Source organism: Nocardia yamanashiensis NBRC 100130 (assembly GCF_001613325.1).
Taxonomy (GTDB): Bacteria; Actinomycetota; Actinomycetes; order Mycobacteriales; family Mycobacteriaceae; genus Nocardia; species Nocardia yamanashiensis.
In genome coordinates, this window is sequence record NZ_BDCD01000024.1 from 166,493 (window position 1) to 189,599 (window position 23,107).

Annotated in this window: 23 protein-coding genes; 13 read left to right on the forward strand and 10 right to left on the reverse strand. The window is 69.1% G+C overall.

All coding sequences use genetic code 11. The annotated features are described in order from the left end of the window. The first annotated feature begins 18 nt into the window (after window positions 1–18). The 3 genes from NY1_RS28625 to NY1_RS28635 all read left to right on the forward strand — a co-directional run bounded on the left by NY1_RS28625 (window position 19) and on the right by NY1_RS28635 (window position 1,926). Window positions 19–660, forward strand: coding sequence for a class I SAM-dependent methyltransferase (locus tag NY1_RS28625; protein ID WP_233434529.1), 642 nt, complete (start codon window positions 19–21; stop codon window positions 658–660). Window positions 661–847: 187 nt separating this feature from the next. Beyond that, window positions 848–1,432, forward strand: a complete 585-nt coding sequence (locus tag NY1_RS28630) for an RNA polymerase sigma factor (RefSeq protein WP_233434530.1) — start codon at window positions 848–850, stop codon at window positions 1,430–1,432. Between the two features lie 41 nt (window positions 1,433–1,473). Next, window positions 1,474–1,926 carry a peroxiredoxin family protein gene (locus NY1_RS28635; RefSeq protein ID WP_067719977.1) on the forward strand — a complete coding sequence of 151 codons (453 nt, stop codon included), beginning with the start codon at window positions 1,474–1,476 and terminating at the stop codon, window positions 1,924–1,926. 51 nt (window positions 1,927–1,977) lie between these two features. On the opposite strand, the gene rffA is transcribed toward NY1_RS28635, so the two are convergent. Both rffA and NY1_RS28645 read right to left on the reverse strand, forming a co-directional pair. Beyond that, the gene (rffA, locus tag NY1_RS28640) at window positions 1,978–3,117 is read right to left on the reverse strand and encodes a dTDP-4-amino-4,6-dideoxygalactose transaminase (protein WP_067719985.1); all 1,140 of its coding nucleotides are present in this window, start codon (window positions 3,115–3,117) and stop codon (window positions 1,978–1,980) included. After that, window positions 3,107–4,189 (reverse strand): glycosyltransferase, encoded by a 1,083-nt coding sequence (locus NY1_RS28645; RefSeq protein WP_067719988.1) that lies wholly within the window; start codon window positions 4,187–4,189, stop codon window positions 3,107–3,109. The genes rffA and NY1_RS28645 overlap by 11 nt, the downstream gene beginning before the upstream one ends. 296 nt (window positions 4,190–4,485) lie before the next feature. On the opposite strand from NY1_RS28645, the gene NY1_RS28650 reads away from it, so the two are divergent. From NY1_RS28650 to NY1_RS28660, 3 genes are read left to right on the forward strand one after another with little or no spacing between them, the layout of a single operon-like run. Next, window positions 4,486–6,678, forward strand: coding sequence for a hypothetical protein (locus NY1_RS28650; protein ID WP_233434537.1), 2,193 nt, complete (start codon window positions 4,486–4,488; stop codon window positions 6,676–6,678). Further along, window positions 6,675–7,145 (forward strand): GtrA family protein, encoded by a 471-nt coding sequence (locus tag NY1_RS28655; RefSeq protein WP_067719990.1) that lies wholly within the window; start codon window positions 6,675–6,677, stop codon window positions 7,143–7,145. Before NY1_RS28650 ends, NY1_RS28655 begins: the two co-directional genes overlap by 4 nt. A 9-nt stretch (window positions 7,146–7,154) precedes the next feature. After that, complete coding sequence (locus NY1_RS28660; protein WP_067720106.1) at window positions 7,155–7,376, forward strand: Trm112 family protein; 222 nt, start codon at window positions 7,155–7,157, stop codon at window positions 7,374–7,376. 22 nt (window positions 7,377–7,398) lie between these two features. On the opposite strand, the gene NY1_RS28665 is transcribed toward NY1_RS28660, so the two are convergent. The 4 genes from NY1_RS28665 to NY1_RS28680 form a co-directional block, all read right to left on the reverse strand. After that, the gene (locus tag NY1_RS28665) at window positions 7,399–8,007 is read right to left on the reverse strand and encodes a TetR/AcrR family transcriptional regulator (RefSeq protein ID WP_067719993.1); all 609 of its coding nucleotides are present in this window, start codon (window positions 8,005–8,007) and stop codon (window positions 7,399–7,401) included. After that, entirely contained in the window at window positions 8,004–8,792 is a 789-nt protein-coding gene (locus tag NY1_RS28670) for an ABC transporter permease (protein WP_084535494.1), read from the reverse strand. The genes NY1_RS28665 and NY1_RS28670 overlap by 4 nt, the downstream gene beginning before the upstream one ends. Next, the gene (locus NY1_RS28675) at window positions 8,789–9,529 is read right to left on the reverse strand and encodes an ABC transporter ATP-binding protein (protein ID WP_067719996.1); all 741 of its coding nucleotides are present in this window, start codon (window positions 9,527–9,529) and stop codon (window positions 8,789–8,791) included. Before NY1_RS28675 ends, NY1_RS28670 begins: the two co-directional genes overlap by 4 nt. An 85-nt stretch (window positions 9,530–9,614) precedes the next feature. Further along, window positions 9,615–11,135, reverse strand: a complete 1,521-nt coding sequence (locus NY1_RS28680) for a multicopper oxidase family protein (protein ID WP_067719999.1) — start codon at window positions 11,133–11,135, stop codon at window positions 9,615–9,617. A 303-nt stretch (window positions 11,136–11,438) separates the two neighbouring features. Here NY1_RS28680 and NY1_RS28685 point away from each other — a divergent pair, with 303 nt between their 5' ends. Then, window positions 11,439–12,497 carry an NAD-dependent epimerase/dehydratase family protein gene (locus NY1_RS28685; protein ID WP_067720002.1) on the forward strand — a complete coding sequence of 353 codons (1,059 nt, stop codon included), beginning with the start codon at window positions 11,439–11,441 and terminating at the stop codon, window positions 12,495–12,497. A gap of 114 nt (window positions 12,498–12,611) precedes the next feature. On the opposite strand, the gene NY1_RS28690 is transcribed toward NY1_RS28685, so the two are convergent. The 3 genes from NY1_RS28690 to NY1_RS28700 form a co-directional block, all read right to left on the reverse strand. Continuing rightward, window positions 12,612–13,646, reverse strand: a complete 1,035-nt coding sequence (locus tag NY1_RS28690) for a sensor histidine kinase (protein WP_067720005.1) — start codon at window positions 13,644–13,646, stop codon at window positions 12,612–12,614. Between the two features lie 138 nt (window positions 13,647–13,784). Further along, entirely contained in the window at window positions 13,785–14,501 is a 717-nt protein-coding gene (locus tag NY1_RS28695; protein WP_157762528.1) for a response regulator transcription factor, read from the reverse strand. Next, window positions 14,498–16,075: a hypothetical protein gene (locus NY1_RS28700; RefSeq protein ID WP_439956047.1), complete on the reverse strand. Its 1,578-nt coding sequence runs from the start codon at window positions 16,073–16,075 to the stop codon at window positions 14,498–14,500. Before NY1_RS28700 ends, NY1_RS28695 begins: the two co-directional genes overlap by 4 nt. A gap of 124 nt (window positions 16,076–16,199) precedes the next feature. Here NY1_RS28700 and NY1_RS28705 point away from each other — a divergent pair, with 124 nt between their 5' ends. The 5 genes from NY1_RS28705 (at window position 16,200) to NY1_RS28725 (ending at window position 20,962) form a co-directional block, all read left to right on the forward strand. Further along, a complete protein-coding gene (locus NY1_RS28705) occupies window positions 16,200–16,865 on the forward strand; it encodes a glycosyltransferase family 2 protein (RefSeq protein WP_067720011.1) in 666 nt (221 codons plus the stop codon). Window positions 16,866–17,299: 434 nt separating this feature from the next. Further along, window positions 17,300–18,010, forward strand: a complete 711-nt coding sequence (locus NY1_RS44790) for a TIGR04282 family arsenosugar biosynthesis glycosyltransferase (protein WP_233434531.1) — start codon at window positions 17,300–17,302, stop codon at window positions 18,008–18,010. 40 nt (window positions 18,011–18,050) lie between these two features. Next, window positions 18,051–19,295, forward strand: a complete 1,245-nt coding sequence (locus tag NY1_RS28715; protein WP_233434532.1) for a molybdopterin-dependent oxidoreductase — start codon at window positions 18,051–18,053, stop codon at window positions 19,293–19,295. After that, window positions 19,292–19,726 carry a hypothetical protein gene (locus NY1_RS28720; RefSeq protein ID WP_067720014.1) on the forward strand — a complete coding sequence of 145 codons (435 nt, stop codon included), beginning with the start codon at window positions 19,292–19,294 and terminating at the stop codon, window positions 19,724–19,726. Before NY1_RS28715 ends, NY1_RS28720 begins: the two co-directional genes overlap by 4 nt. Before the next feature lie 9 nt (window positions 19,727–19,735). Next, window positions 19,736–20,962 carry a low temperature requirement protein A gene (locus NY1_RS28725; protein WP_067720017.1) on the forward strand — a complete coding sequence of 409 codons (1,227 nt, stop codon included), beginning with the start codon at window positions 19,736–19,738 and terminating at the stop codon, window positions 20,960–20,962. Between the two features lie 45 nt (window positions 20,963–21,007). Here NY1_RS28725 and NY1_RS28730 read toward each other — a convergent pair whose 3' ends face one another. Then, complete coding sequence (locus NY1_RS28730; protein ID WP_067720020.1) at window positions 21,008–21,727, reverse strand: DsbA family oxidoreductase; 720 nt, start codon at window positions 21,725–21,727, stop codon at window positions 21,008–21,010. A 180-nt stretch (window positions 21,728–21,907) separates the two neighbouring features. Here NY1_RS28730 and NY1_RS28735 point away from each other — a divergent pair, with 180 nt between their 5' ends. Then, window positions 21,908–23,095 (forward strand): NAD(P)/FAD-dependent oxidoreductase, encoded by a 1,188-nt coding sequence (locus tag NY1_RS28735; RefSeq protein WP_067720023.1) that lies wholly within the window; start codon window positions 21,908–21,910, stop codon window positions 23,093–23,095. The last annotated feature ends 12 nt before the right edge of the window (window positions 23,096–23,107 follow it).

A 23,107-nucleotide genomic window follows, 5' to 3' on the forward strand; every position in this document is an offset into this window, starting at 1 on the left:
GCCGGTAGTATGCGTGTGGTGAATCCCGTCGCCGCACGCGTACTGTCCACGGTCGCCGGACAGCTCGGCAATCCGCACGGCGCCCTCGGCAAGCTCACCGCCCGCATCCTCAATCGCGGCAACCGTTCCCTGATCGAAGCCGCCGTCGACGCCGCCGAACCGGCCCTCGGCGAGTCCGTCGCCGATATCGGTTTCGGTGGGGGAGTGGGCCTTTCGCTGCTGCTCGCTCGCGTCGGCGCGAACGGCACCGTGCACGGCTTCGACATCTCACCCGACATGATCGCCCGCGCCGCCTCCGAGCTGCGCGGCGAGATCGCCACCGGCCGCCTGAAGGTTGCGACCGGCTCGCTCACCGAACTACCCCTCGACGACGCCAGTCTCGACGCCGCCATCACGGTCAACACCGTGTACTTCATCCCCGACCTGGAACCCGCCTGCACCGAGTTCGCCCGGGTGCTGCGCCCCAAGGGCCGCATCGTCATCGGCATCAACGACCCGGACGGCATGGCCAAGGCCCCGTTCACCCGCTACGGCTTCACCCTCCGCCCGGTCGCCGAGATCCGCACCGCCCTGGAGAACGCGGGACTCGAGGTCGAGCACCGCCAGGTCCCCGACCGGCCCTTCACCGGCCACCTGCTCATCGGCCGCCGCGCGGGCTGATCCGAGAGCTCGGTCCGCGTCGCCCGGCGTGCGCCGAGTTCACGCGGCAGGGGGTCGCCCGGCGGGACTCGAGGTCGAGCACAGGCAGATACCGGGAACGGGATCTGCTCCGCGGACTTTCCGGTCCGCGCTGGAAATTCGTGCCGCGGCGCGCGAATCCTTTTCGGTCCGGCCGCCTCTTATGGTGGTGACTGTTCAAACGAGAGCCGAGATCGTCGAGGAGCCGGGCGGGGTGGAGCGTGGGTGGGCCGGTGCGTGGCTGGTCGAAGCCGCGCAGCGTGGGGACCGGGCGGCCATTGCCGCGGTGGTGCACGGGGCGCATCCACATGTGCGGCGGTTCGCGCATCACCTGTGTGCTTCCTCCGATGATGCCGAGGACGCCGCGCAGGAGGCGTTGATCATCCTGTATCGCAAGATCGGAACCTTGCGCGCCACGTCGGCGATCGCGTCGTGGATGTTCCGGATCGTGCGCAACGAATGCCTGCGCCGCGCCAAGGCGGTGTTCCAGGCTCCGCCCCGGTTCGAATTCGATGACGGCGAGGCCGCCGTGTCCGCCGAGGACGAGGTGCTGCGGCGGCTGGACGCGGACCAGCTCGCCGCGGCGATCGCCGGGCTGCCGCCGGTGCAGCGGCGCGTGCTGATCATGCGGGATGTGCTCGGTCATTCCGGCCGTGCGACCGCCGACGCGCTCGGATTGAGCACCGCGGCCATGAAATCGCAGCTGCATCGGGCGCGCATCGCGGTGCGGGACAGTCTCGTCCTCGCGCGCTAGGCCACCACTTCACTCCTCCCGTATCGAAGGGAAGCTTTGTCATGCTCACGTCCGGATCTCCCGCGCCCCGAATGGAATTCGAGGACACCACCGGCCGCCCCTGGCGACTGTCGGATCATTACGGCGAGCACAGTGTGCTGCTGTACTTCATGCGCTCGACGTCCTGCCCCATCTGCAACCGGCACGTGCGTGACCTGGTCGCGCGGCGAAACGAGCTCGAGGGCAACAATGTTCGCGTGTTCATCGCGGTGCCCGAGGATCGCGAGACCGGGGCCGCCTGGAAGATCCGGCACGGCGTCCCGTTCCCGGTGCTGGTCGGCACTTCGGCACGCCCGCACGAGTCGATCGGCTTGACCCGCAAGGTCTTCGGTTCGATGCAGCAGTCCGGGACGCTGCTCGTCGACGCCGACGGCATCGTCCGGCACCTCCAGGGCGCGACCCTGCCGGTCAACGGATACGACCGGAAGGGCATTCTCGCCGCGGTCCGCGGTTAGCCGAAAACGGCCGCCGCACAGTGGGTGCGGCGGCCGTTTTCACGTCGGTCCTCAGACGGTGAACGAGGTGACGCCCTCGATCACCCGATCGAGTTGCTCGCTGGTGAGCCCCGGCCAGAGCGGCAGTCGCACAACGGTTCCCGAGAACTCCGCACTGCGGACACACGGCACCGGGGTGCGGCCCAGCTTGAGGCCCGCCGGGCTGGAATCGAGCGGAATGTAGTGGAACGGCGCGACGATGCCGAGCCCGCGCAGATGCGCGATCAGCTCGTCGCGCCGGCCCTCGCCGGGCACCCGCAGGAAGTACAGGTGCGCGGTGTGCTCGCGGTCCTCGGGCACCGTCATGAGCTGAACATCGTTGCGGGCGGCCCATTCCGGCAGCCCGGCCGCGTAGGCGTCCCACACCCGGTGCCGATTGGCCTGGATGGTGTCGAACTCGGCGAGCTGCGCGTCCAGCACGGCGGCGTTCAATTCACTGGGCAGGTACGAGGATCCGATGTCCTGCCACGAGTACTTGTCCACCGCCCCGCGTAGGAAACGCGCGCGGTCGGTGCCCTTCTCGCGAATGATCTCCGCCCGCGCCATCAGGATCTCGTCGGTGAGCAGCACCGCGCCGCCCTCACCGCAGTGCACGTTCTTGGTGTCGTGGAAGCTCAGCGCGCCGATCGAGCCGATGGTGCCCAGCTGCTGCCCCCGGTAGGACCCACCGAGGCCGTGCGCATTGTCCTCGATGATGGCGAAACCGTGCGCGTGCGCGAGCTGTTGCAGCCCTTCCATATCCGCCGCCACACCGCCGTAGTGGATGACGACCACGGCCTTGGTGCGCGGGGTGATGGCCGCCGCCACCGACTCCGGATCCAGATTGCCGGTCGCCAGGTCGATATCGGCGAACACCACGGTCGCCCCGCGCAGCGCCATCGCCGTCGCGGTGGAGGTGAACGCGAAACTCGGCACGATCACTTCGTCGTCGGGCCCGAGTTCCAGCAGCAGCCCGCCCATTTCGAGCGCGGACGTGCACGAGGTGGTGAGCAGCGCGTGCGGCGCGCCGGTGATGTCCTTCAGCTTCGCGGTCGCGGCCGCGGTGAACGGGCCGTCACCGTGGCTGTGGTCCGACGACAGCACCGCCTCCACATTGGCGAGTTCGCGGCTCGCGCGGTACGGACGGCTGAAGATGATGCGGTCAGTGCTCACCCGGGTCGAGTCCCCTCGCGTTGCTGTGGATTTCACGGTGGCCTGCCCGGCCGCGTTCCTCCGGACGCGGGGTCGGCGAATCCACCGTCAGATACAGGGGTTTGCCCACGAGCACGTGCAGCGCCACCCCCAGGTACTCGGCGATCAGGCCGAGCGAGAACAGGATCGCGCCGGTGCACAGCAGCAGCACGGTCATCAGCGAGGCCCAGCCCTCGGGGTCGGTGCCGCTGTCGGTGAGCGCGTGATAGACCACCCAGCCCGCCATCACGCCACCCGCGAGGGCCAGCGTCACGCCGAGCAGGCTCACCAGGCGCAGGCCGCGAGTTCCGCTGCACAGCACCATCTTCCAGAACAGCGAGAACAGCCGGCGATAGTTGTAGCCGGATTCCTCGCGGCCCTCGGCGCGCAATTGCACCGGCACCTGCGCCACATCGCTGACCACCCAGGTGAGCGCCACGTCCAGGTACACGCCGTTGGACGCCACCTCGGCCAGCTGCCGGGCGATATCGCCGCGGATCAGCCGGTAGCTCTCGAACCGGGTCGAATCGGGGAAGGCGAACACGGTCGCGAGCACGATCTTGGCGCCGCGCGAGGTGATATTGCGCAGGAAGCCGTGCGGGCGGGTGTTGACCGGCTTGGAGTACACCAGGTCGGCGCGCTCGTGCAGCGCCGCGTCCAGGAAGTCGCCGATGAACGCCGGATCGTGCTGCCCGTCCTCGTCCATGGTGACGGTCCAGTCGCCGCGCGCCGCCGCCATACCGGCGATGGTGGCCGCGTCCTGGCCGAAATTGCGGCTCATCCACACCACCCGCACCTGCGGATAGGTCTGTTCGAGCTCCTGCAACACCACATCGGAGCGGTCGGGGCCGTGATCGTGCACGAGGATGATCTCGTCCACGCTGAACACCGCGCCGCCGGGCGAGGCGGTTTCGGAGCCCAGTTTGTCGAGTTCGGCGACGAGCGCCGCAATGGTTTCTTCGCCGCGATACACGGGTACCACCACCGAGACCGCGTGCACTCGGCTGCGCGGCGGGGCGGAGGTGGTCTCGTACGAACGGGACGGAATCGGCATCAGCTGGATCGACTTTCGAAGACGGTGCGTGCCGGAACTCCTCGCCAAATTACAGAGCCCGAGCCGCCGTGAACTCTAACACGGTGCAGGTCGCGGTAATCGGCTCGGAGTTTGCTCACGCCATCATCATTGCGTCATCGGTCGATGCCTTCCACAGCGACGCCCTGTAGGGTCTGGAACTCGTGGTGGAAAGTGCATTTTCGACGGTGGCGCGGGCCGCCGAATCCGAGGCCGAAGCGACCCACGCAACCGCCCGACGTGATGTACGTCGCTGGGCGTTGATCACCGCGGTCGGTGTGACGCTCGGCTATCTCGCGGTCCTGCTGGCCGACGCCCGCCACTTCTACACCGACGACACCGAATCCCAATACACCGGTTTGTGGGTGTTCTTCGGGCGCGCCTTCCGCGACGGCGACTTCCCGCTGCTGGTGCCGCAGCAATGGATGACCGGCAACTACACCAATGAGGAAGCGGGACTGTTCAACCCGCCGCAGCTGCTGATCGATCTGATCGCGCCCTCGGTGCCGAACCTGGCGCTGTACGCCACCCTCGTCAAACTCGTCTTCGCGATCATCGCCGGGCTCGGCGTGTACCGCGTCTGCCTGGCCTACGGCAGCCGTCCGGAATGGGCGGCCGCGGCGGGCGTGGCGTTCCCCTTCACCGGGTTCTTCCTGTTCTTCGATTCCGCCAGCTGGATCACCTCCATGACCGGCACCGCGTGGATGATCCACGCCTGGGCGTCGGCGGTGCGGTACTCGCGCGGCAAGAGCGGGCCGATTCCGGTGTTCGTGTTCCTGTACCTGGCGATCTCGGTGCAGTACGTGTTCCCGGCCGTGGAAGCGGTGCTCATGCTGGCCGCGGTCGCGGTCGGCGAACTGGTGGTGCGCGGATGGAAGGCGGCCTGGCCGCCGCTGGCCCGGCTCGCGGCGGTCGCGCTGTGCGCGGGGCTGGCGGGACTGATCACCTTCCTGCCCTCGATGCTGTCGGCCAAGGTGAGCTGGCGCGGCACCTCGCAGATCAATAACGACCAGTTCCTGACGGTGCCGTGGTCGGAATCGCTGAACGCCTCGCTGCCCTCGACCATGCCGGCGTTCACCTCCTGGTGGGGGTATGTGCAGCCGCTGCCCATGGTGTACATCGCCTGGTTCCTGATTCCGGCGCTGGCGTTCGTGGATTGGCATGCGGCGCGGCAGCAGTGGAAGCAGTTCGTGTCGATCGCGCTGTTCGCATTGATGGCGTTGTTCTGGACCGCCGGGCCCGGGACCATCGGGCCGCTGCGGTGGCCGGCGCGCGTGCTGCCGATGCTGGCGCTGGGGTTGTTGGTGCTGGTGTGCGTGCTGCTCGGGCGGTTCGGCACGGTGCGCGGGTGGCGCAATCGCGGCATCGCGGCCGGGGTGCTGATCCTGGCGCTGTGGGTGCGCAGCTTCTCGGCCGATCCGCACGATGTGGTCTGGCATGTGCTGTCCGCGGTCGTGGTGGCGGCGCTCGGTGCGGGTGTGGTGTGGCTGGTGCGCACCAAGGGGCTGGGCGCGGGCGTGGCGCTGACCATCGTGGCCATGTTCCCGATCGCCTACTTCCAGGTCGATGCCGCGCAGCCCAACATCATGTCCTGGAACCTGCCCGCCGATCGCGAGGAGGCCAAGGCGGCGTTCCCGAAGTTCGACACCGGAACGACCCTGCAGCTGGGCGATCGCGGGTTGCTGCAGCCCGCCGACAAGAGCCTGTCCGGTGCGTACGGTTCGCTGGTCTGGGGCAATTACGCCAAGGACCTGGAGAAGGACTACGTCAACGGCTATACGCCCAACGGCCACTTCTACTTCGGTGAGATGCTGTGCATGCGCTGGGACGGCAGCGTGTGCCCCGACTCCTACCGCCGCATGTTCGCGCCCGAACCCACCACCGGCCGCACGCTCGCCGATCTCATGCTGATCGACCGGATCGTGTTGCAGAAGGCCATGTTCCCGGACGCCGGTAACCAGCCCGCCCCCGACGGCTGGCATTTCGTGCCCGCGGCCGGCCACGAGAAGTACATCTGGGTGCTCGAACGCGACAACGGTCCCATCTCCACGGTGAACGGCCGCGTCGGCGACGCCCACAATGTCACCGCCGCCTCGATTTCCGAGACCGGCACCACCAGCCGGATCAAGGTGAGTTCCGAAACCGGTGGCCGCCTGACCCTTTCGCGCCTGGGCTGGCCCGGCTACCGGGTCACCTTGAACGGCAAGACGATTCCGTTCCACACCGTGGCCAAGGTGTTCGTGGCCGTCGACATCCCGGCGGGCACCCGGAACGCCGAACTCGAGGTGTCGTGGCGTCCGCCGGGCTGGAAGATCGGCATGGCCTCCGCCGCGGCCGGTCTGGTCGGCCTGGGCCTGCTGCAATGGCTGTACCTGCGTTCGCGCCGCGACGAGGACGGCGACGACGGTGACGGCGGCGCACCGGCCACCGGCCCGCGCCCCGATCGGGAACTGGCGGACTCGCTCTCGTGACCGCCGTCGACTCCGGCCCCGCCGGACCACTGCTCAAGCTGGTCCGGCGTCAGGAGATCGCTTTCGCCCTGGTCGGCGGTTTCAACACCGTCATGGGCATGGCGTTCACCATCATGTGGCTGGCCATCCTCGACGGCCCCGTCTCCACTGACGTGGCCGCCGCCCTCTCGGTTCCCCTGGCGTACTGCGTCAGCCTCCCCATCGCCTTTGTCCTGCACCGCACCCTCGTCTTCCGGGTCCGCGGTCAGGTCCTCCGCGACTTCATCGCCTTCGTCGGCGTCAACCTCGTCGGCATGCTCCTCAACACCGCCCTGCTCTGGTTCGCGGTGTCGGTTCTCGACCTCCCCAAAAACCTCTCGGCCATAGCCGTGATGGCCCTGGTGGCGGTGGGCAGCTTCTTCGGCCACCGCCACATCTCCTTCCGCCGCCCCACCCACGATTCCCACCCCGCACCCCCGGCCCGGTAGTTTGTGACCATGTCGGAGGAAACCTTGGACGCCACCCTGCTCAGCCTGCTCGCCTGCCCCCAGGACAAAGGCCCGCTCCTGCTCGTCCACGACGACAACGGCGACGCCGTCCTCTACAACCCCCGCCTGCGCCGCGCCTACCCCATCGACAACGGCATCCCCGTCCTGCTCACCGACGAGGCCCGCGACGTCGAAGAGAGCGAACACACCGTCTTCATCACCCAGGCCTGAACGCCGTCTCGGGGCCGCTGCGTCAGTGGAGCTCGATGTCGCCGGTGAAGTAGCGCTGGAGCGTCGGGCCCACGATCGCGGTGAGTTCCTCGATGGGCATCGAGGCGATGGGTTCCAGTTGGACGATTTTGCGGGTTACCAGGAGACCGGCCAGTTGGGAGGCGGCGAGGGTGGCTCGTTTGAGGCCGGTGCCCGGGGGTGAATCCACGCGGGTGCGAACGTCTTTGAGGACCACCTCGAGGAGGAAGGTGCGGGCCAGGGCGGGGTCGCCTTGGCTGAGCAGGCCGCGGAAGGCGGCTACGGCCTGGATGCCGATGGGGGAGTCCCAGACCGTCAGGACGGCTCGGATGATGGTTTCGCCGAGTTGGTCGACGGGGGCGGCGGCGATCTGGGCCAGCACCACTTCGGGGTCGATCGGCAATTCCAGTGCGGCGGCGAAGAGTTGCTGTTTGGTGCCGAAGTAGTGGTGGACGAGGGCGGGATCGACGCTCGCGGCGGTGGCGATGGAGCGGATGGAGGCCTTGTCGAAGCCCACTTCGGCGAACCGCACCCGGGCGGCGTCGAGGATCGCCTCCCGGGTGCCGGACTGTCCCGGGCGTCGGCCGCTGCGGCTGCCGTTGCCCGAGCTCACGCGGTGCGCCGTCGGAGGGTCGCCGCGCCGAGAGCCAGTGCGACGGTGGCGAATACCGCCACGATCGCCAGATCACGCCACATCTGGCCGGTGACGCCGGAGTGGGTGGAGACCTGTTGCAGGGCGTCCACCGCGTAGCTGAGCGGCAGGACATTGCTGATCGCTTCCAGCCAGCCGGGCAGCTGGCCGCGCGGCACCAGCAGGCCGCAGAGGAAGAATTGGGGCAGCACGATCACGGGCATGAACTGTACGGCCTGGAACTCGGTGCGCGCGAAGGCGCTTGCCAGCAGACCCAGCGCGACACCCAGGACCGCGTCCACCACGGCGATCAGGATCACCAGCAGGGGACTGCCGGCCGAGTCCAGGTCCAGCAGCCAGAACGCCACCACGCAGGCGATGACGGCCTGACCGGTGGCGGCCACCGAGAACGCCGTGCCGTAGCCGGCCAGCAGGTCGAACTTGGCCAGCGGGGTGGTCATCAGGCGTTCGAGGGTGCCCGAAACCCGTTCCCGCTGCATGGCGATGGCGGTGATGAGGAACATGACCACGAACGGCAGGATGCCGAGCATGGTGATGCCGACCCGGTCGAACAGGCGCGGCTGGCCGGGCAGCACCGGATAGTTCTGGTACACGAAGTACAGCAGGGTCATCAGCAGCGCGGGCACCACCAGGATCATGGCCACGGTGCGATGGTCGGCCCGCAACTGCCGCAGAATACGCACGGTGGTGGCGGTGTAGCAGCGCAGCGGTCGCGGTCCGGCGGGACGCGAAAGGGTCGCGGTCACAGCTGTTCTCCCATTCGAATGAGCGCGAGGAAGGCGTTCTCCAGGCTGGATTCGCCGGTGTCATGCCGCAATTCGTCGGGACTGAGCTGCCCCAGCAGCCGCCCTTCCCGCATCAGCAGCAGCTTGTCGCAATGTTCGGCCTCGTCCATGACGTGACTCGAAACCAAAAGGGTGCGGCCCTGTTTCGCGAGCGCGTGGAACTGCTCCCACAGGTCCGCGCGCAGCACCGGATCCAAACCCACGGTGGGCTCGTCCAGTACCAGCAGTTCCGGATTCGCCACCAGCGCGCAGGCCAGCGACACCCGGGTGCGCTGCCCGCCGGAGAGCTGATTGCCGCGATGGCCGGCATGCCCGCTCAAACCCACTGCGGCGATGGCGGTTTCGACATCGGCGGCCGAACAGCCGTACAGCGCACCGAAATACGTCACGTTGTCGGTGACGCTGAGGTCGTCGTAGATGCTGGGCGCCTGGGTCACGTACCCGACCTTGCGGCGCAGCGCCCGCGACCCGGCTTCGTCGCCGAGCACCCGCACCGACCCGGATGCCACGATCTGGGTGCCGACGATGCTGCGCATCAGGGTGGTCTTGCCGCAGCCGGACGGACCCAAGAGTCCGGTGATGCTGCCGCGCGGCACGGTCAGCGATATGTCCTGGAGTACCTGCCGTCCACCGCGACGCACTTCCAAGTGCTCTATCGCGATGGCGGCGGTGTCGGGCGACGTCACGGTCTGCCTCAATTCATCGAGTGTTGAATTCACTACGTGATGAATTTTGCTCGCGGGCAGCCGCCGACGTCAAGACCCTTGTGCGTGTCGCTGCGTGTCAGTGCCCGGAGTGCTGGTGGGAGGGGGGAGCGCCGGCCTGCGCACCCGGGTCCACGACCACGAATTGGCCCATCATGCCGAGGTCCTCGTGCCAGAGCAGGTGGCAGTGGAACATGTACGGATTGTTCGGATCGCTAGGTCCGTCGAACCGCACCGCGAGTTGCACCGTGCTGTTCGGCGGCAGGAACACGGTGTCCTTCGGGCCGCTCAGGGCCGCCGGGGGCGTGTTGCCGTCCACCGCGGTGACCCGGAACTGCACATCGTGGATGTGGAAGTTGTGCGGCATGCCGTCGCGATTGCGCACCGTCCACAGTTCGGTCTCGCCGCGCGTGACGGTCGCGTCGATCCGGCTCATATCCATCGCCTTTTCGTTGATGGTGCCGAAGTCGAGGTTGAAAGTGCGCTCTCGCTCGGCATCCGACGCCTGCGGGGCGCTCGACGGGACCAGCGTGGAAGGCAGCGCGGGCGACGGACGCAGGGTTTCGGCCGCGCGCAATTCCAGGAGATCGAAGCGATCGTCGCCGCCGCTGAACCGGTTGCCGAAGAAATCCAGTCCCAGGTCCGGGTTTTCGCTGCGCAGCGTCACCCGCTCGCCGGGGCGCACCCGCACCACGATCTCGGCCCGCTCACCCGGTGAGAGCCGCACGTGGTCGAGGTTCGCCGGTCGCTCCAGCAGTCCGCCGTCGGTGCCGATGAGGTCGAATGCCCGCCCGTCGGAGAAGCCGAAACTGTAGATCCGCGCCGTCGAAGCGTTCAGCAGGCGCAACCGCACCAGTTCGTCGTTGACCGTCCGGTACGGGGCGAGCGTGCCATTGACCAGGGTGCGGTCGCCGAGCGTGCCGATATCGGCGAAAACTCCTCGCCCGTAACCGAATTGGTCGCCCTTGAACTTCACGTCCTGCACGATGACCGGGAGATCGTCGACGCCGTAGGTGTGCGGCAGGGTGAGCGCGCTCGCGGTGTCGTCGTCGAGGATGTACATCCCCGCCAGCCCCTTGCGCACGTGAGATTCGGTGGCCCCGTGCGGATGTGGGTGATACCAGAGCGTGGCCGCCGGCTGATCCACCGTCCACTCCGGCGTCCAGGTGGCGCCCGCCCGCACCATCTGATGCGGGCCGCCGTCCATGGCCGCCGGGAGATGCATGCCGTGCCAGTGCACCGAGGACGCCTCGTCCAGCTGATTGGTCACCTGAACCCGCACGCGCTCACCGCGTTTCGCACGCAAGGTAGGCCCGAGATAGTCCCCGTTGAACCCCCATGTCGCCGTGCGCTGCCCCGGCCGGAACTCTTTCTGCCCCGCGCGCATGTTCAACTCGAACACCCGCGTGCCGTCCGCCTCGACCTTCGACTCGGCCAGCGGCGGCACCCACAGCTCCTCGGTGAACGCCATCCCGACGGTGGACACGTCCGCCCGCGAGTACGCCCACCCGAACCACCCGCCCACCGCCAGCACGATGACCACCACAAATGCCCCGAGCCCCAGCAGTATTCGCCGGACCCGCGATCCTCCGCTCGCCATGCCGCTGACGTTAGGAAACCGGGTGCTCTCCACACATCGGGCAGCGCCCGGAGATTCCCCCGGACCAGACCCTGAACGCACCCCCGAACTCACCCCGGCTCGCGGCTGCAATGGCACCGCCCCCTTCCATGGGGCTGTGCCGCGAATCCCGAGCTGCCGCCCGATTGAAGAGGTATGTCCGATGTGCGGCTGACGAAAGTCTGACGGTCGCGGTGAACCCGGTATGTCGGGCTGCTCGATGCGCCCCGCCGCGGTCACAATCTCCGGCATGACCGCTGTTCCCACGACCGATGGAGGCCGCCCGTGCGGGTATTGCTGACCGGTGCCGCCGGATTCATCGGATCGCACATTCATCGCGCCCTGTCCGATGCCGGGCACGAGGTCGTCGCCATCGACCTCATGCTCGCCGCCGCGCACGGGTGCGCCGCCCTGCCGCCCACCGGCATCGCCCGGGTGGACGTGCGCGACCCGGGCGCGCTGGACCCCTATCTGCGCGGCGTCGATGCCGTTTGCCATCAAGCCGCCGTGGTCGGTGCGGGGGTGGACGCCCAGGACGCGCCCGCTTACGCCAGTCACAACGATCTCGGCACCGCCGTCCTGCTCGCGGCCATGGATCGCGCGAAATGCCGTCGCCTGGTGCTGGCTTCGTCCATGGTGGTGTACGGCGAAGGCCGCTACCTCGATGCCTCGGGCGCGCCCGCTGATCCCGCCCCGCGCCGCCGCGAGGACCTGGAAGCCGGGCTCTTCGACCACCTGAATGCCGACGGTGAACCCCTGACCTGGGCGACCATCGACGAGGATGCGCCGGTGCGACCCCGCAGCCTGTACGCGGCAAGCAAAGCGGCGCAAGAGCATTACGCGACGGCCTGGGCGGCCGCGACCGGCGGGACGGTCACCGCCCTCCGCTACCACAACGTCTACGGCGACGATATGCCCAGGGACACACCGTATTCCGGTGTCGCCGCCATCTTCCGATCCAGCCTGGAAGCGGGCGAATCCCCACGCGTCTTCGAAGACGGCTGTCAGACCCGCGATTTCGTGCACGTCCGCGATGTCGCCGCCGCCAACCTCGCCGCCCTGGAGCACCCCCTGCCCGGCTTCGTCCCCCTGAACATCGCGTCCGGCGTCCCGATCACCATCGCCGAAGTAGCGTCGATCCTGGCCACCGCACACGGCGGCAAACCCCCGGTCGTCACCGGCGACTTCCGCTCCGGCGACGTCCGGCACATCGTCGCCAGCCCCGAAAAAGCGCGCACCGTATTGGGTTTCACCGCCGCGGTCACACCACAGGCCGGACTAACCGAGTTCGCGACGGCTCCGCTACGAGCCGCCGTGGGCGTCGGCGCACCCACCTGGAGGTGATGGGAAGCCTCGTCGCCCATCGTCATCCCGGCACGCTTTCGGCCGAGATCTCAGCTATCGACGTGAGATTCCGGTCGAAGCGCACCGAAATGACGGCGGGGTGAGGTAACGGAGTCAGCGGGTGGCTGTGGTGCGGAGGAGGGGTAGGCGGATTTCGAAACGCGCACCCTGCTCGCGGTTCTCGGCATGGATCTCGCCGTGGTGCGCCTGCACCAGCCCCGCCGCGATGGCCAGCCCCATCCCGCTGCCGCTGCCGAGGGCATCGGCGGTGGGGGTGCGGGCGGCGGTGCCGCGGTAGGCGATCTCGAAGATGCGCGGCAGGTCCGCTTCGGCGATACCCGGCCCGGTGTCGTCCACCCGCGCCCAAGCCCGCTGGCCCTCGATGCCGGCGGACAGCGTGATGCATCCACCGGACGGCGTGTGGGCGAGGGCGTTGGCCACCAGGTTGGTCAGTACCCGCCCGAGCGCACGGTCGCTGCCCGCCACCGGGATTCGGTAGTCCGGCTGCCGCGCCTCGAGGGTTATCCCCGCGCGTGCGGCGGTCGCCTGGTTCGCGGCCAGCACCTCGTCGATCACCTCGCGCAGGTCGACCGGTTCCAGTTCCAGCCGCAGCGCCCCGGCATTGATCTTCGACATCTCGAACAGGTCGTCCACCATGGCCGACAGCCGATTCGATTCCCGCACCAGCTGATTCGCGTACCGCTGCACGTCATCGGGCCGGCTCACCACCCCGTCCGCGAGTGCCTCGCCCATGGCCCGGATCCCCGCCAGCGGAGTGCGCAGGTCATGACTCACCCAGGCCACCAGTTCCCGCCGCGACTGCTCGGCGGCGCGTTCCTGGGCGAGCATCTCCTTCTCCCACACCATGGTTCGCGCCTGCGCCCGCCCCAGCAGCACGGCGGCGGGCACGGTCACCGCCGTCACCACCCCGAGCACGATGGCGGTGCGTTCCAGCGCATCGTCGAACATGAGGCCGCTCACCGCGACCACGCCGGCCAGGATCGCCACCGTCGGAATCAGGACCAGGACCACAAGGTTGGTGGTGACCGCCCGATTCCTGGTGTACCGCAGCAGCAGTGCGCCCACCAGCACCACGGGTAGCGACCCCGCGAGCGCGTACCCGACCAGCCCGGACGTGTCAGTGGGCATGGCCGCCGCCGTTTCGCCGCGACCACCGTGCGGCTCTGCGGGCCGCTGCCGGAATCTGGCCGAGGTCCCCGCGCGGCGCTCGCTGCTCCGGCCGGTCGCGGCCCGGCGTCTCCAGATCGGGGGTGGATTGCGCCGGAGTCATCGGGTGGACTCCGGAGTGGACTCGCTATCGCCGGAATCGACTCGGCCCCAGGCGTATCCGCGCCCCCACACGGTGTCGATCAGGTGCGCGTCGCCGAGCTTGGCGCGCAAGCGCTTGATATGCACGGTGACCGTGGACAGATCCCCGAAATCCCAGCCCCACACCTGCGCCAGCAGTTCGTCGCGGCTGTACACCCGGCGCTGATGCGCGAGCAGGAAAGCGAGCAGATCGAATTCGCGGGCGGTCAGCTCCACCGGTTTGCCCGCGATGGTCACCGTGCGCGAGTCCTGCCGCAATTCCACGGTGCCGCCGCGCAATACCTGATCCGACACCGGCACGGCCCGGGCCCGCCGCAGCACCGACGCCACCCGCAAGGCCAGCTCCTTGGGGCTGAACGGTTTGGTGACGTAATCGTCCGCGCCCGCCTGCAACCCGATCACCCGATCGTCTTCCTCGCCGAGTGCGGTGAGCAGAATGATCGGCGTCTCCGGATGCGGCCCGGACCGCACCGTGCGCACCAGTTCGATCCCGTCCGGCGCGGGCATCATCACGTCCAGGACCGCCAGGTCGATGTCATTGCGCGCCAGCACTTCCGCCGTCGCCCGCCCGTCCGCGGTCTCCACCACCTCGAACCCGTCCCGTTCGAGATACCGGCGCACCACCTCGCGCACCACCGGATCGTCGTCTGCCACCAGAATGCGCACGGTCCTCACCAATTCGTCAGTATCAGGTGGGCGATCACCAGCGTGCCCACGGCTTGTACGGTCAGCCAGCCCCGCTGATTGTCGCGCGGCAGCAATGCGGTCCCGGCCAGCGCCCACACCTCGAACGGCAACCAGATCCGCTCGGTCTCGGCCTTGCTCAGTCCGCTGATATCGGCGGCGAGAATCGCCAGCACCCCCGCCGCCGCGACCAGTGCCGCCGGATCGACCTCGGATCGCCAGCGCGCCAGCCATTCCCGGGCCGGGGCGAGCAAGGACGCGGTACGCGCGGACGCAGCGCGCGAGGCATCGATCTCGTCGTGCGAGGCGGTAATTCGCCGGTTCTCCGCTGATTCGGTCGGCCTGCCCGCGTCGGCTCGCCGGGCGAGTACTCGAAGTCGGACGCGCGCGCCGCCGGCGGACCCGGGCTCGTCCAGATGGGCTGCCGATTGCGCCGACCGGAGCGGCAGCAGCCGCAATCCGGCCCACACCCGGTATCCGGAGGCCGCGGTCGCCAGTCCGACCGCGCAGACCGTCGCCGCCAGATTCGCCCACACCCAATAGGAGTACGGGCGTTCACTCGCGATGCCCTGGTAGTAGCGCTCGACCACCAGGTGATAGCCGTCCACCCACCAGAATCCGGCCGCGGTGAACGCCGCGACGACCACCGCCACGCCCAAGAGCGCGGGCAGCAGCGGCCGGAAGCTGCGGGCGGCCAGGACGGCGGCGGCGGGAATCGCCATGAGCACCAGGCCGTAACTGAGATACAGGGTGAAACCGAACAGCAGGCCGGACGCCAATGCCGTCACCGGCCAATCCCGTTCGAGCCGGGTCGCGATCGCCAGCAGCGCGACCGCCCACGCGCTCACGCCCGCGAACAGCGCGTCCGCCGATACCGCGATCCAGATGGCGGCCGGGGCCAGCACCAGGAAAGGCATTGCGGCACGGGCCCGTAACTCCGAGCCCAGCGCCCGCACGGTCACCGCCACCGCGACCACCGCGCTGGTCCCCGCGAGCAGGCACAGCATCCCCGCCCACGCGCCGCCGCCGAGCCCGATCCGATCCAGCAGCACGAAGGTCAGCAGCGCGCCCGGCGGATGCCCGGAGACGTGCGTGGTCCAGGAATCGGGCTGGAAATCCAGGATGCGGCTCGCGAATCCGCTGATCATGGTCCGGATTCCGCCCACCCCGCCGACCTCGTGCAGGTATTCGTCGCGGGTGGTGAGCCGGCCCGCGAACCCGCGCTGCCATCCGTCCACCATGGCCAAGGCGAAGGCCCACGCGATAGCGGTGAGCCAGCCGACGCCCAGCAGCCGCCCCCACGACAGCCGTCGCGCCAGCGCCGGACCGTGCAGCACCACGCCCGCCGCGATGGCCACCGCGGGCACCGTGCCCCACCCGACGTGCGGCAGCCATGCGCCGAAGATCGGTGCGGCACCGGCATACAACGCATCCCGCCACTGTTTGCCCATGATTCGCGGTAGCAGGAACGCGGTCGCGACGAGTACTACGGCGGCCCCGGCGCACAGGCGATCGACCCGGCTGGGCACATACCGCGCGACCGAGGTCGCGGAAGCGTTCACCATGTCAGCCACCCTAGGCCCGACACGCCCGCCGACCCAGGTGAAACGGCATCGTGCCAGCTCCCGTCATACTTTCGTCATCGTGTCCGCGGCCGTGACGGGCGTCGCAGGCCGTACGGTTGCGGCCATGACCGAATCGGACGAGCAGCCCGGGGTCACCGTCGTGATCCCCTGCCGGGACGAGGCAGGTGCCTTGCCCGGCGTACTCTCCGCAATCCCTCCCGGCTATCGGGTGATCGTGGTGGACAACGGTTCCACCGACGGCACCGCCGACGTGGCCCGCGCCGCCGGCGCCACCGTGGTGTGCGAATCCACCCCCGGTTACGGCAGCGCCGTGCACGCCGGAGTCGACGCCGCCACTACCGAACTGGTGGCTGTGCTGGACGGCGACGGTTCCATGAACCCGGCCGAACTACCCCGCCTGGTCGCGGAATTCACCCCCGGCGTGGACATGGTCGTCGGCCGCCGCCGCGCCGCCGTGCCCGGCGCCTTCCCGCTGCACACCCGAATCGGCAACTGGGCCTTCGCCTTCCGCCTACGCCGCCGCTACGGCCTGCCCGTGCACGACATCGCCGCCATGCGCGTCACCCGCCGCGACCGCCTGCAAGCCCTCGGCCACCTGCACGCCCGCTCCGGCTACCCCCTCGCGCTCCTGACCCGCGCCGCCGACGCCGGCTGGCTGGTGATCGAACGCGACATCACCTACAGCCCCCGCACCCACGGCGATTCCAAGGTGTCCGGCTCCTGGCTCGGCACCGTACGCGCCGCCCGCGACTTCTGGAGTGTCCGATGAACCCGAAAGACATAGACCGCACCGGTTTTCCATGGCTCCCCGCCCCCAAACGCGAACCGGCTCCTGCCGCCGGCGAATCCGCCGGGGGACAAAGCGCTTCCAGCGGAGTGCCCGCCGCCGCGACGGCAGCCGATCCTGCTGCGGCGCAGACGCAATCTCCCCTCCCGGTCGCACCGGCGGCGGGCCGCTGCGCGACAGCCGTCGGGCCGAATGCCACGGCGACTGAACCGAATGCCGCGGTAGCTGGGCCGAATACGACGGCGACCGGGCCGAAGGCCGCCGTCGCTGGACCGAATGCGACGGTGACTGGATCGAACGCCGCGGCGATTGGGCCTGATGCCACGCCGACGGAACCCAACGCCGCGGCGACTGGGCCGTACGTCGCGCCGACTGGATCGAATGCCACGGTGGCTGCGAGGTGGGGTGGGGCGAGTGTGCGGCGGGAGCCTATCGCCGCGACCGCGCTGGTGGTCGCGAAGTCGCCCATCGCGGGGTTCGCCAAAACTCGTCTCACGCCGCCGTTCTCGCCGGTGGAGGCCGCTTATCTAGCGGCCTGTGCGCTGCTGGATACCCTGGAAGCGGTGCGCGACAGCGGGATCCAGTATCCGATGGTGGCGTGGACCGGGGATATCGATCGGGCCGAGCGGCGTATCGAAATCGCCTCGGCGCTCAAGGGTTTCACCGTGGTTCCGCAGCGCGGGAACGGATTCGGTGAGCGGCTGGCGAACGCGCACGCCGACGCCGCGCGTTTCGGCCTGCCGGTGCTGCAGATCGGCATGGACACCCCGCAGGCGTCCCCGCGACTGCTCGCCGAATCGGCGGCCCGGCTGGTGGAAACCGGCGAGGCCGTGCTCGGTCCGGCGGCCGATGGCGGCTGGTGGGCGCTCGGGCTCAGCGATCCGCGCCCGGCCCGGCTGCTCACCGAGGTGCCCATGTCCACCGATCGCACCGGTGAGCTGACCGCGAACATGGTGCGGCGCTGCGGATTCCAGGTGCACGAGCTGCCCGAGCTCACCGATGTCGACACCTACGCGGACCTGCTCGCGGTGGCCGCGGTGGCACACGGGCGGTTCGCTCGCACGGCGCTCGACCTGTGCTCGGCCGAAGCGACCGCGCACCCGGTGAAAACAGCGGTGTCCCTGTGAAGCTCGGCTGCAGGACCGCCATTCGGAAAGGCCGTTCGTGGTGAACACGCTGCTACCGCCCGCGCTGAGCCGCCGCATCAGTCCCGCTCGTTCGGCGGCGGTCACGGCGCGGGTCGGCATCGCCCTCGGCATCGGAGTGGTGATCGTCTTCCTGACCGGGCTGATCAGCCATCTGATCCAGCATCCGCCGGAATGGTTCTGGTGGCCGGCGCATCCGGTCTGGCTGTACCGGGTCACCCAGGGCATTCACGTCACCGTCGGCGTCATGCTCATTCCGCTGCTGCTGATCAAACTCTGGTCGGTGTACCCGCGGCTGTTCCTCGCACCCGTATTCGGCAAGCTCACCGCGGGGATCGCCGATGTGCTGGAACGGCTTTCGATCGCGGTGCTGATCGGGGCGATGATCTTCCAGCTGGTCACCGGGTTGTTCAATACGGCCCAGTACTACCCGTGGAAGTTCTTCTTCCCGACCACCCACTACGCCATGGCTTACGTGGCGCTCGGCGCGCTCGCCGTGCATCTGGCGGTGAAGCTGCCGGTAGTTCGGCAGGCCCTCGCCCGTCCCGTCGTCGAGCCGGAACCGGAATCGTCGCCCGCACCGGAACCGACATCGTTGCCTGAGCCGGAAGCGGATTCGACGCTCGTGCCGGATTCGGGGCGCGTGCAGGAGACCCAGCCCCAACGGGCAACAGGACTCTCACGGCGCGCCCTACTTACGGCCGCGGGGGTCGGCGCGGCCGTCGCGGGCCTGGCCATTGCCGGTCAGACCGTTCCCTTCCTGCGCTGGGTATCACTGCTGGCTCCACGCAGTGGCGAAGGGCCGCAGGGCATTCCGATCAACCGCACCGCCGAGGCGGCCGCCGTCACCACCACCGCCCGGGCCGCCGATTACGCCCTGCGGGTCACGGTCGGCGGCGCGACCCGGACCTTCTCGCGCGCCGACCTGGAGGCGCTACCGCAGCACGACAGCGCCCTGCCCATCGCCTGTGTCGAAGGCTGGAGCGCCCAGGGGATTTGGCGCGGCGTCCGCCTGCACGACCTGCTGGCCCGCGTCGGTGAATATCGCGGTGGCGACGTCCGTTTCGTATCCCTCGAAACCACCGGCATCTACGGTTCCTCGACCCTGCCGCGCCCGCACGTGATCGACGACTCCACGCTGATCGCACTGCGCCTCAACGGCGAAGAGCTCTCCCTCGACCACGGCTACCCCTGCCGGCTCATCGCCCCGAACCGCCCCGGCGTCCTGCAGACCAAATGGCTGAAGTCCATCGAGGAACTGACATGACCGTATTCCGTTGCACCCTGGTGGCTTTCGGCATCGCCATCGCCGCCTACGGCATCGACCTGCTGCTGGAGATGTCCGCCGCCGACCTGAAATCCGTGGCGCTCTGGTTCGTGGGCGGCATCCTCGCCGACGACCTGATCTTCGGACCGCTGGCCGCCCTGCTCGGCCTGGCCGGGCATCGGCTGCTCCCCGCCCGGTGGTGGCCGGCCTGCGCGGTCGGCGCGTTCGTCTCGCTCGCCCTGGTGCTCATCGCCGTACCGGTGCTGGGCCGCGAGGGCGCGGTGCCCGGCAACGACACCGTCCTGGACCGGAACTACACGCTGGGCCTGTGCGTCGCGCTGGCCGTGGTGTGGGCGGGCGTCGCCATCCACCTGATCACTCGTCGTGAACACGCCGCCGCACCGCTCGCGCCCGCCCCGGCGGACCTCTAATCTCTGGTCGTGACCAGCAAGGATTCCGACGCGGCCGTCGAGGCCGAGAACGCCGCCGAGGGTGGGCAGCTCCGCGCCTCCACCCTGGAACTGTTCTTCGACCTCGTGTTCGTCTTCACCATCACCCAGCTCACCCACGCCTTCACCCACCATCCCGGGTGGGCGGCGTTCGGTCAGGTGGCGCTCATGTTCGGCGTCATCTGGTGGATGTACGACGGCTACGTGTGGCTGACTAACGAGGTCGCGCCCAGCAGTTCGGCGCGGCGCACCTGGCTGCTCGTCGGCATGTTCGGATTCTTCGTGCTGGCTTTGGCGATTCCGGGCGCGTTCACCGGTTCCGGGCTGGCGTTCGGCCTGGCCTATCTGCTCATCAATACCGTGCACACCCTGCTGTTCCGCGCGAACGGCGGCGCGGCGGCGGTGGCCGCGGTGCTGCGGCTGGCGCCGCTCAACGCGCTGTCGGCCGGACTCGTGCTGGCGGGCGGGCTCATTCACGAATGGCCGCGCTACGTGCTGTGGGGCCTGGCCTTCGCGCTCCAGATCATCACGCCCTATCTGATGGATCCGGGCGGGTTCGTCATCCGCACCACGCACTTCTGCGAACGGCACGGGCTGGTGCTCATCGTCGCGCTGGGCGAATCGATCGTGTCCATCGGCGCGAGCCTGACCGGTATGGACATCACCGTCGGCCTGGTGGCCACCGTCGGCCTCGGCCTCGGGCTGGCGTATGCGCTGTGGTGGGCCTACTTCGGCCTCGACGACGAACGCGGCGAACACGCCCTGGAAGCACTGCCGGGTTCCGAACGCGGCCGCCCCGCCGTACTGGCCTACGGCTACGCCTTCTTCGCCCTGCTGCTCGGCATCACCATGACCGCCGCCGGGCTGAAAATGACCATCGCGCACGGTAATACGCCCGCCACGGCCGCCGCCGCGCTCGCCCTGTCCGGCGGCGTCGCGCTCTACTTCCTGGGGCAGTGGGCATTCCGGCTGGTGCTCGGCCTGCCGCGCCCGTGGTGGCGGCTCATCGCCGCGTTCGCCGTGCTGGCCACCGCGCCGATCGGCGTCGCCTGGGTGGCGTGGGGTCAGCTGCTGGTGCTGTTCGTGGTCGGCTACGCGTTCGTGATCGCCGACGATCTCATGAGCCTGCGCGCGGGCGATCACAGCGCGTACCTGCGGACCGGGGCGGGCATCCACGGCGGCGATGAAGCGGCATCCGCGGCCGGCGAAAACCCCTGACGACAGGGCCCGGCGGTGGTGCGCCGGGCCCGAATCGCGGGTAGGTCAGGAACGTTCGGGCAGCGCGCACCCGTCCGGGCCGCAGGTGTCGGCATCGGCGACGATCTGCAGCTCCGGTGCGTGATCACTCCACGCCTGCTCCAGCGCCTGCGCGAACACCTCCGGCGGCTGCGCGCCGGAAACCCCGTACTTGCGATCGAGCACGAAGAACGGCACGCCGCGCGCACCGAGCTGCGCCGCCTCGGCCTCGTCCTTGCGCACCGCGTCGGCGAACGCCTCCGGATCCTCCAGCACCGCGCGCACCGCCGCCTCCTCGAACCCGGCATCGACGGCGACCCGCACCAGTCGTTCGGCATCACCGAAGAGCGGCTGCTGCTCCGCGAAGTTCGCCGCGTACAGCGCATCCAGCAGCGCTTCCTGCTTGCCCTGTTCGAGGGCGAAATGCAGCAGCCGGTGCATATCGAAGCTGCTGCCGAAGTCGCGGCCCGAGGTGACATACGGCAACCCCATCGCCTCGGCCTGCGCCCCGATGCCGCGCTCGTTGGCCGCCGCCTGCGCTTCGCTGATCCCGTACTTCTCGGCAATGTGCGGCACCACCGCATCGCTGTGATCCTTCGGCAGCGACGGGTCCAGTTCGAAGGACCGATGCACCACCCGGACGGCGTCCCGATGCGGGAAAGCCGCCAGGGCTTCCTCGAACCGCCGCTTGCCCAGGTAGCAGAACGGGCAGTTGATATCGGTCCAGATCTCGACCTGTACGGCCATCACACCTCACTCCAACGACACTATTTTCGCGGACCGGATGGCCCGCCACCAGGTGTTTCAACCGCCGGGCCGCACCCGGAATTCCGCCGTGACCCGCGTCACAGCACCCGATTGTCACGTTCCCGGGGGCTCGTCTGTCCCATATCCGACCCAGCAGGAACGAGCACACGGGAGCAAGACATGAACGCCGACAACACCATTCGACAGATCGTGGTTCTGGGCGCCGGCTACACCGGCATGCTGGCCGCCATCCAGCTGGCGCGCCGCACCCGCAAGCTGGCCGGGGTACAGATCACCCTGGTGAACCCGTCGGCCCGCTTCACCGAGCGGCTGCGTATGCACCAGATCGCCGCCGGGCAGGAGCTGGCGGATCACCGGATCCCGGATCTGCTCGCCGGCAGCGGGGTCGCGTTCCATCAGGCCGCGGCCACCGCCATCGACACCGCGGCGCGCGCGATCACCCTCGATGACGGAGCGGTGCTGCGCTACGACGAACTCGTGTACGCCCTGGGCAGCGCCACCGACACCACCCGGGTGCCCGGCGCCGAAGACCACGCCTGGACGTTGAACGATCCCCGTCTGGCGCACCGGTTCTCGCTGCGACTGACCGAACTGGCCGCGCAGCGCGGGCAGGTGACCGTGTGCGGCGGCGGGCTCACCGGCATCGAAGCCGCCACCGAGATCGCCGAAGCTCATCCGGGACTGACCGTCACCCTGGTCAGCGCCGAACAGCCCGGCGCGATGATGGGGGAGAAGGCGCGTGCTCACCTGAACCGCGCCCTGGACCGGCTGGGCGTGATCCGGGTGATCGGCGTGAAGGTCACCAAGGTGCTGCCCGACGCGGTGCGCCTGGACACCGGGGAACTGCTGCCCTCGGACCTGACCCTGTGGACGACCGGCGTCAAGGTGTCGCCGCTGGCAGCCGAGGCCGGAATCGCCACGGACGCCAAGGGACTCGTCATCACCGACGCCACTCTGCGCTCGATCTCACACCCGGAGATCCACGCCGTCGGCGATGCGGCCGCCGTCTACATGGCCTGGGGTCAGGTGCACGGCACCTGCCAGACCGGGATGGCCAGCGCCGGCTACCTCGCGGCGGCATTGGCCCGGCAATTGAAGGGTAAGAAGGTCAAGCCGTTCCGGATCGGCTACTTCCACCAGCCCGTCAGCCTGGGCCGTCGCGACGCGGTCATCCAGTTCACCAATGCCGATGACAGCCCGAAGCGCTGGTACCTGAAGGGCAAGGCCGCCGTCGCCTACAAGGAGAGCGTGTCGAGCAGCCCGGTGCCGACCTTCAAGATGAGCAAACACGTGGCCGTGCGCGCGCAGCTGTCGAACGGTGGCCGCGCCACGCGGAAGCCCGCGTGAACCCCGCGGTGG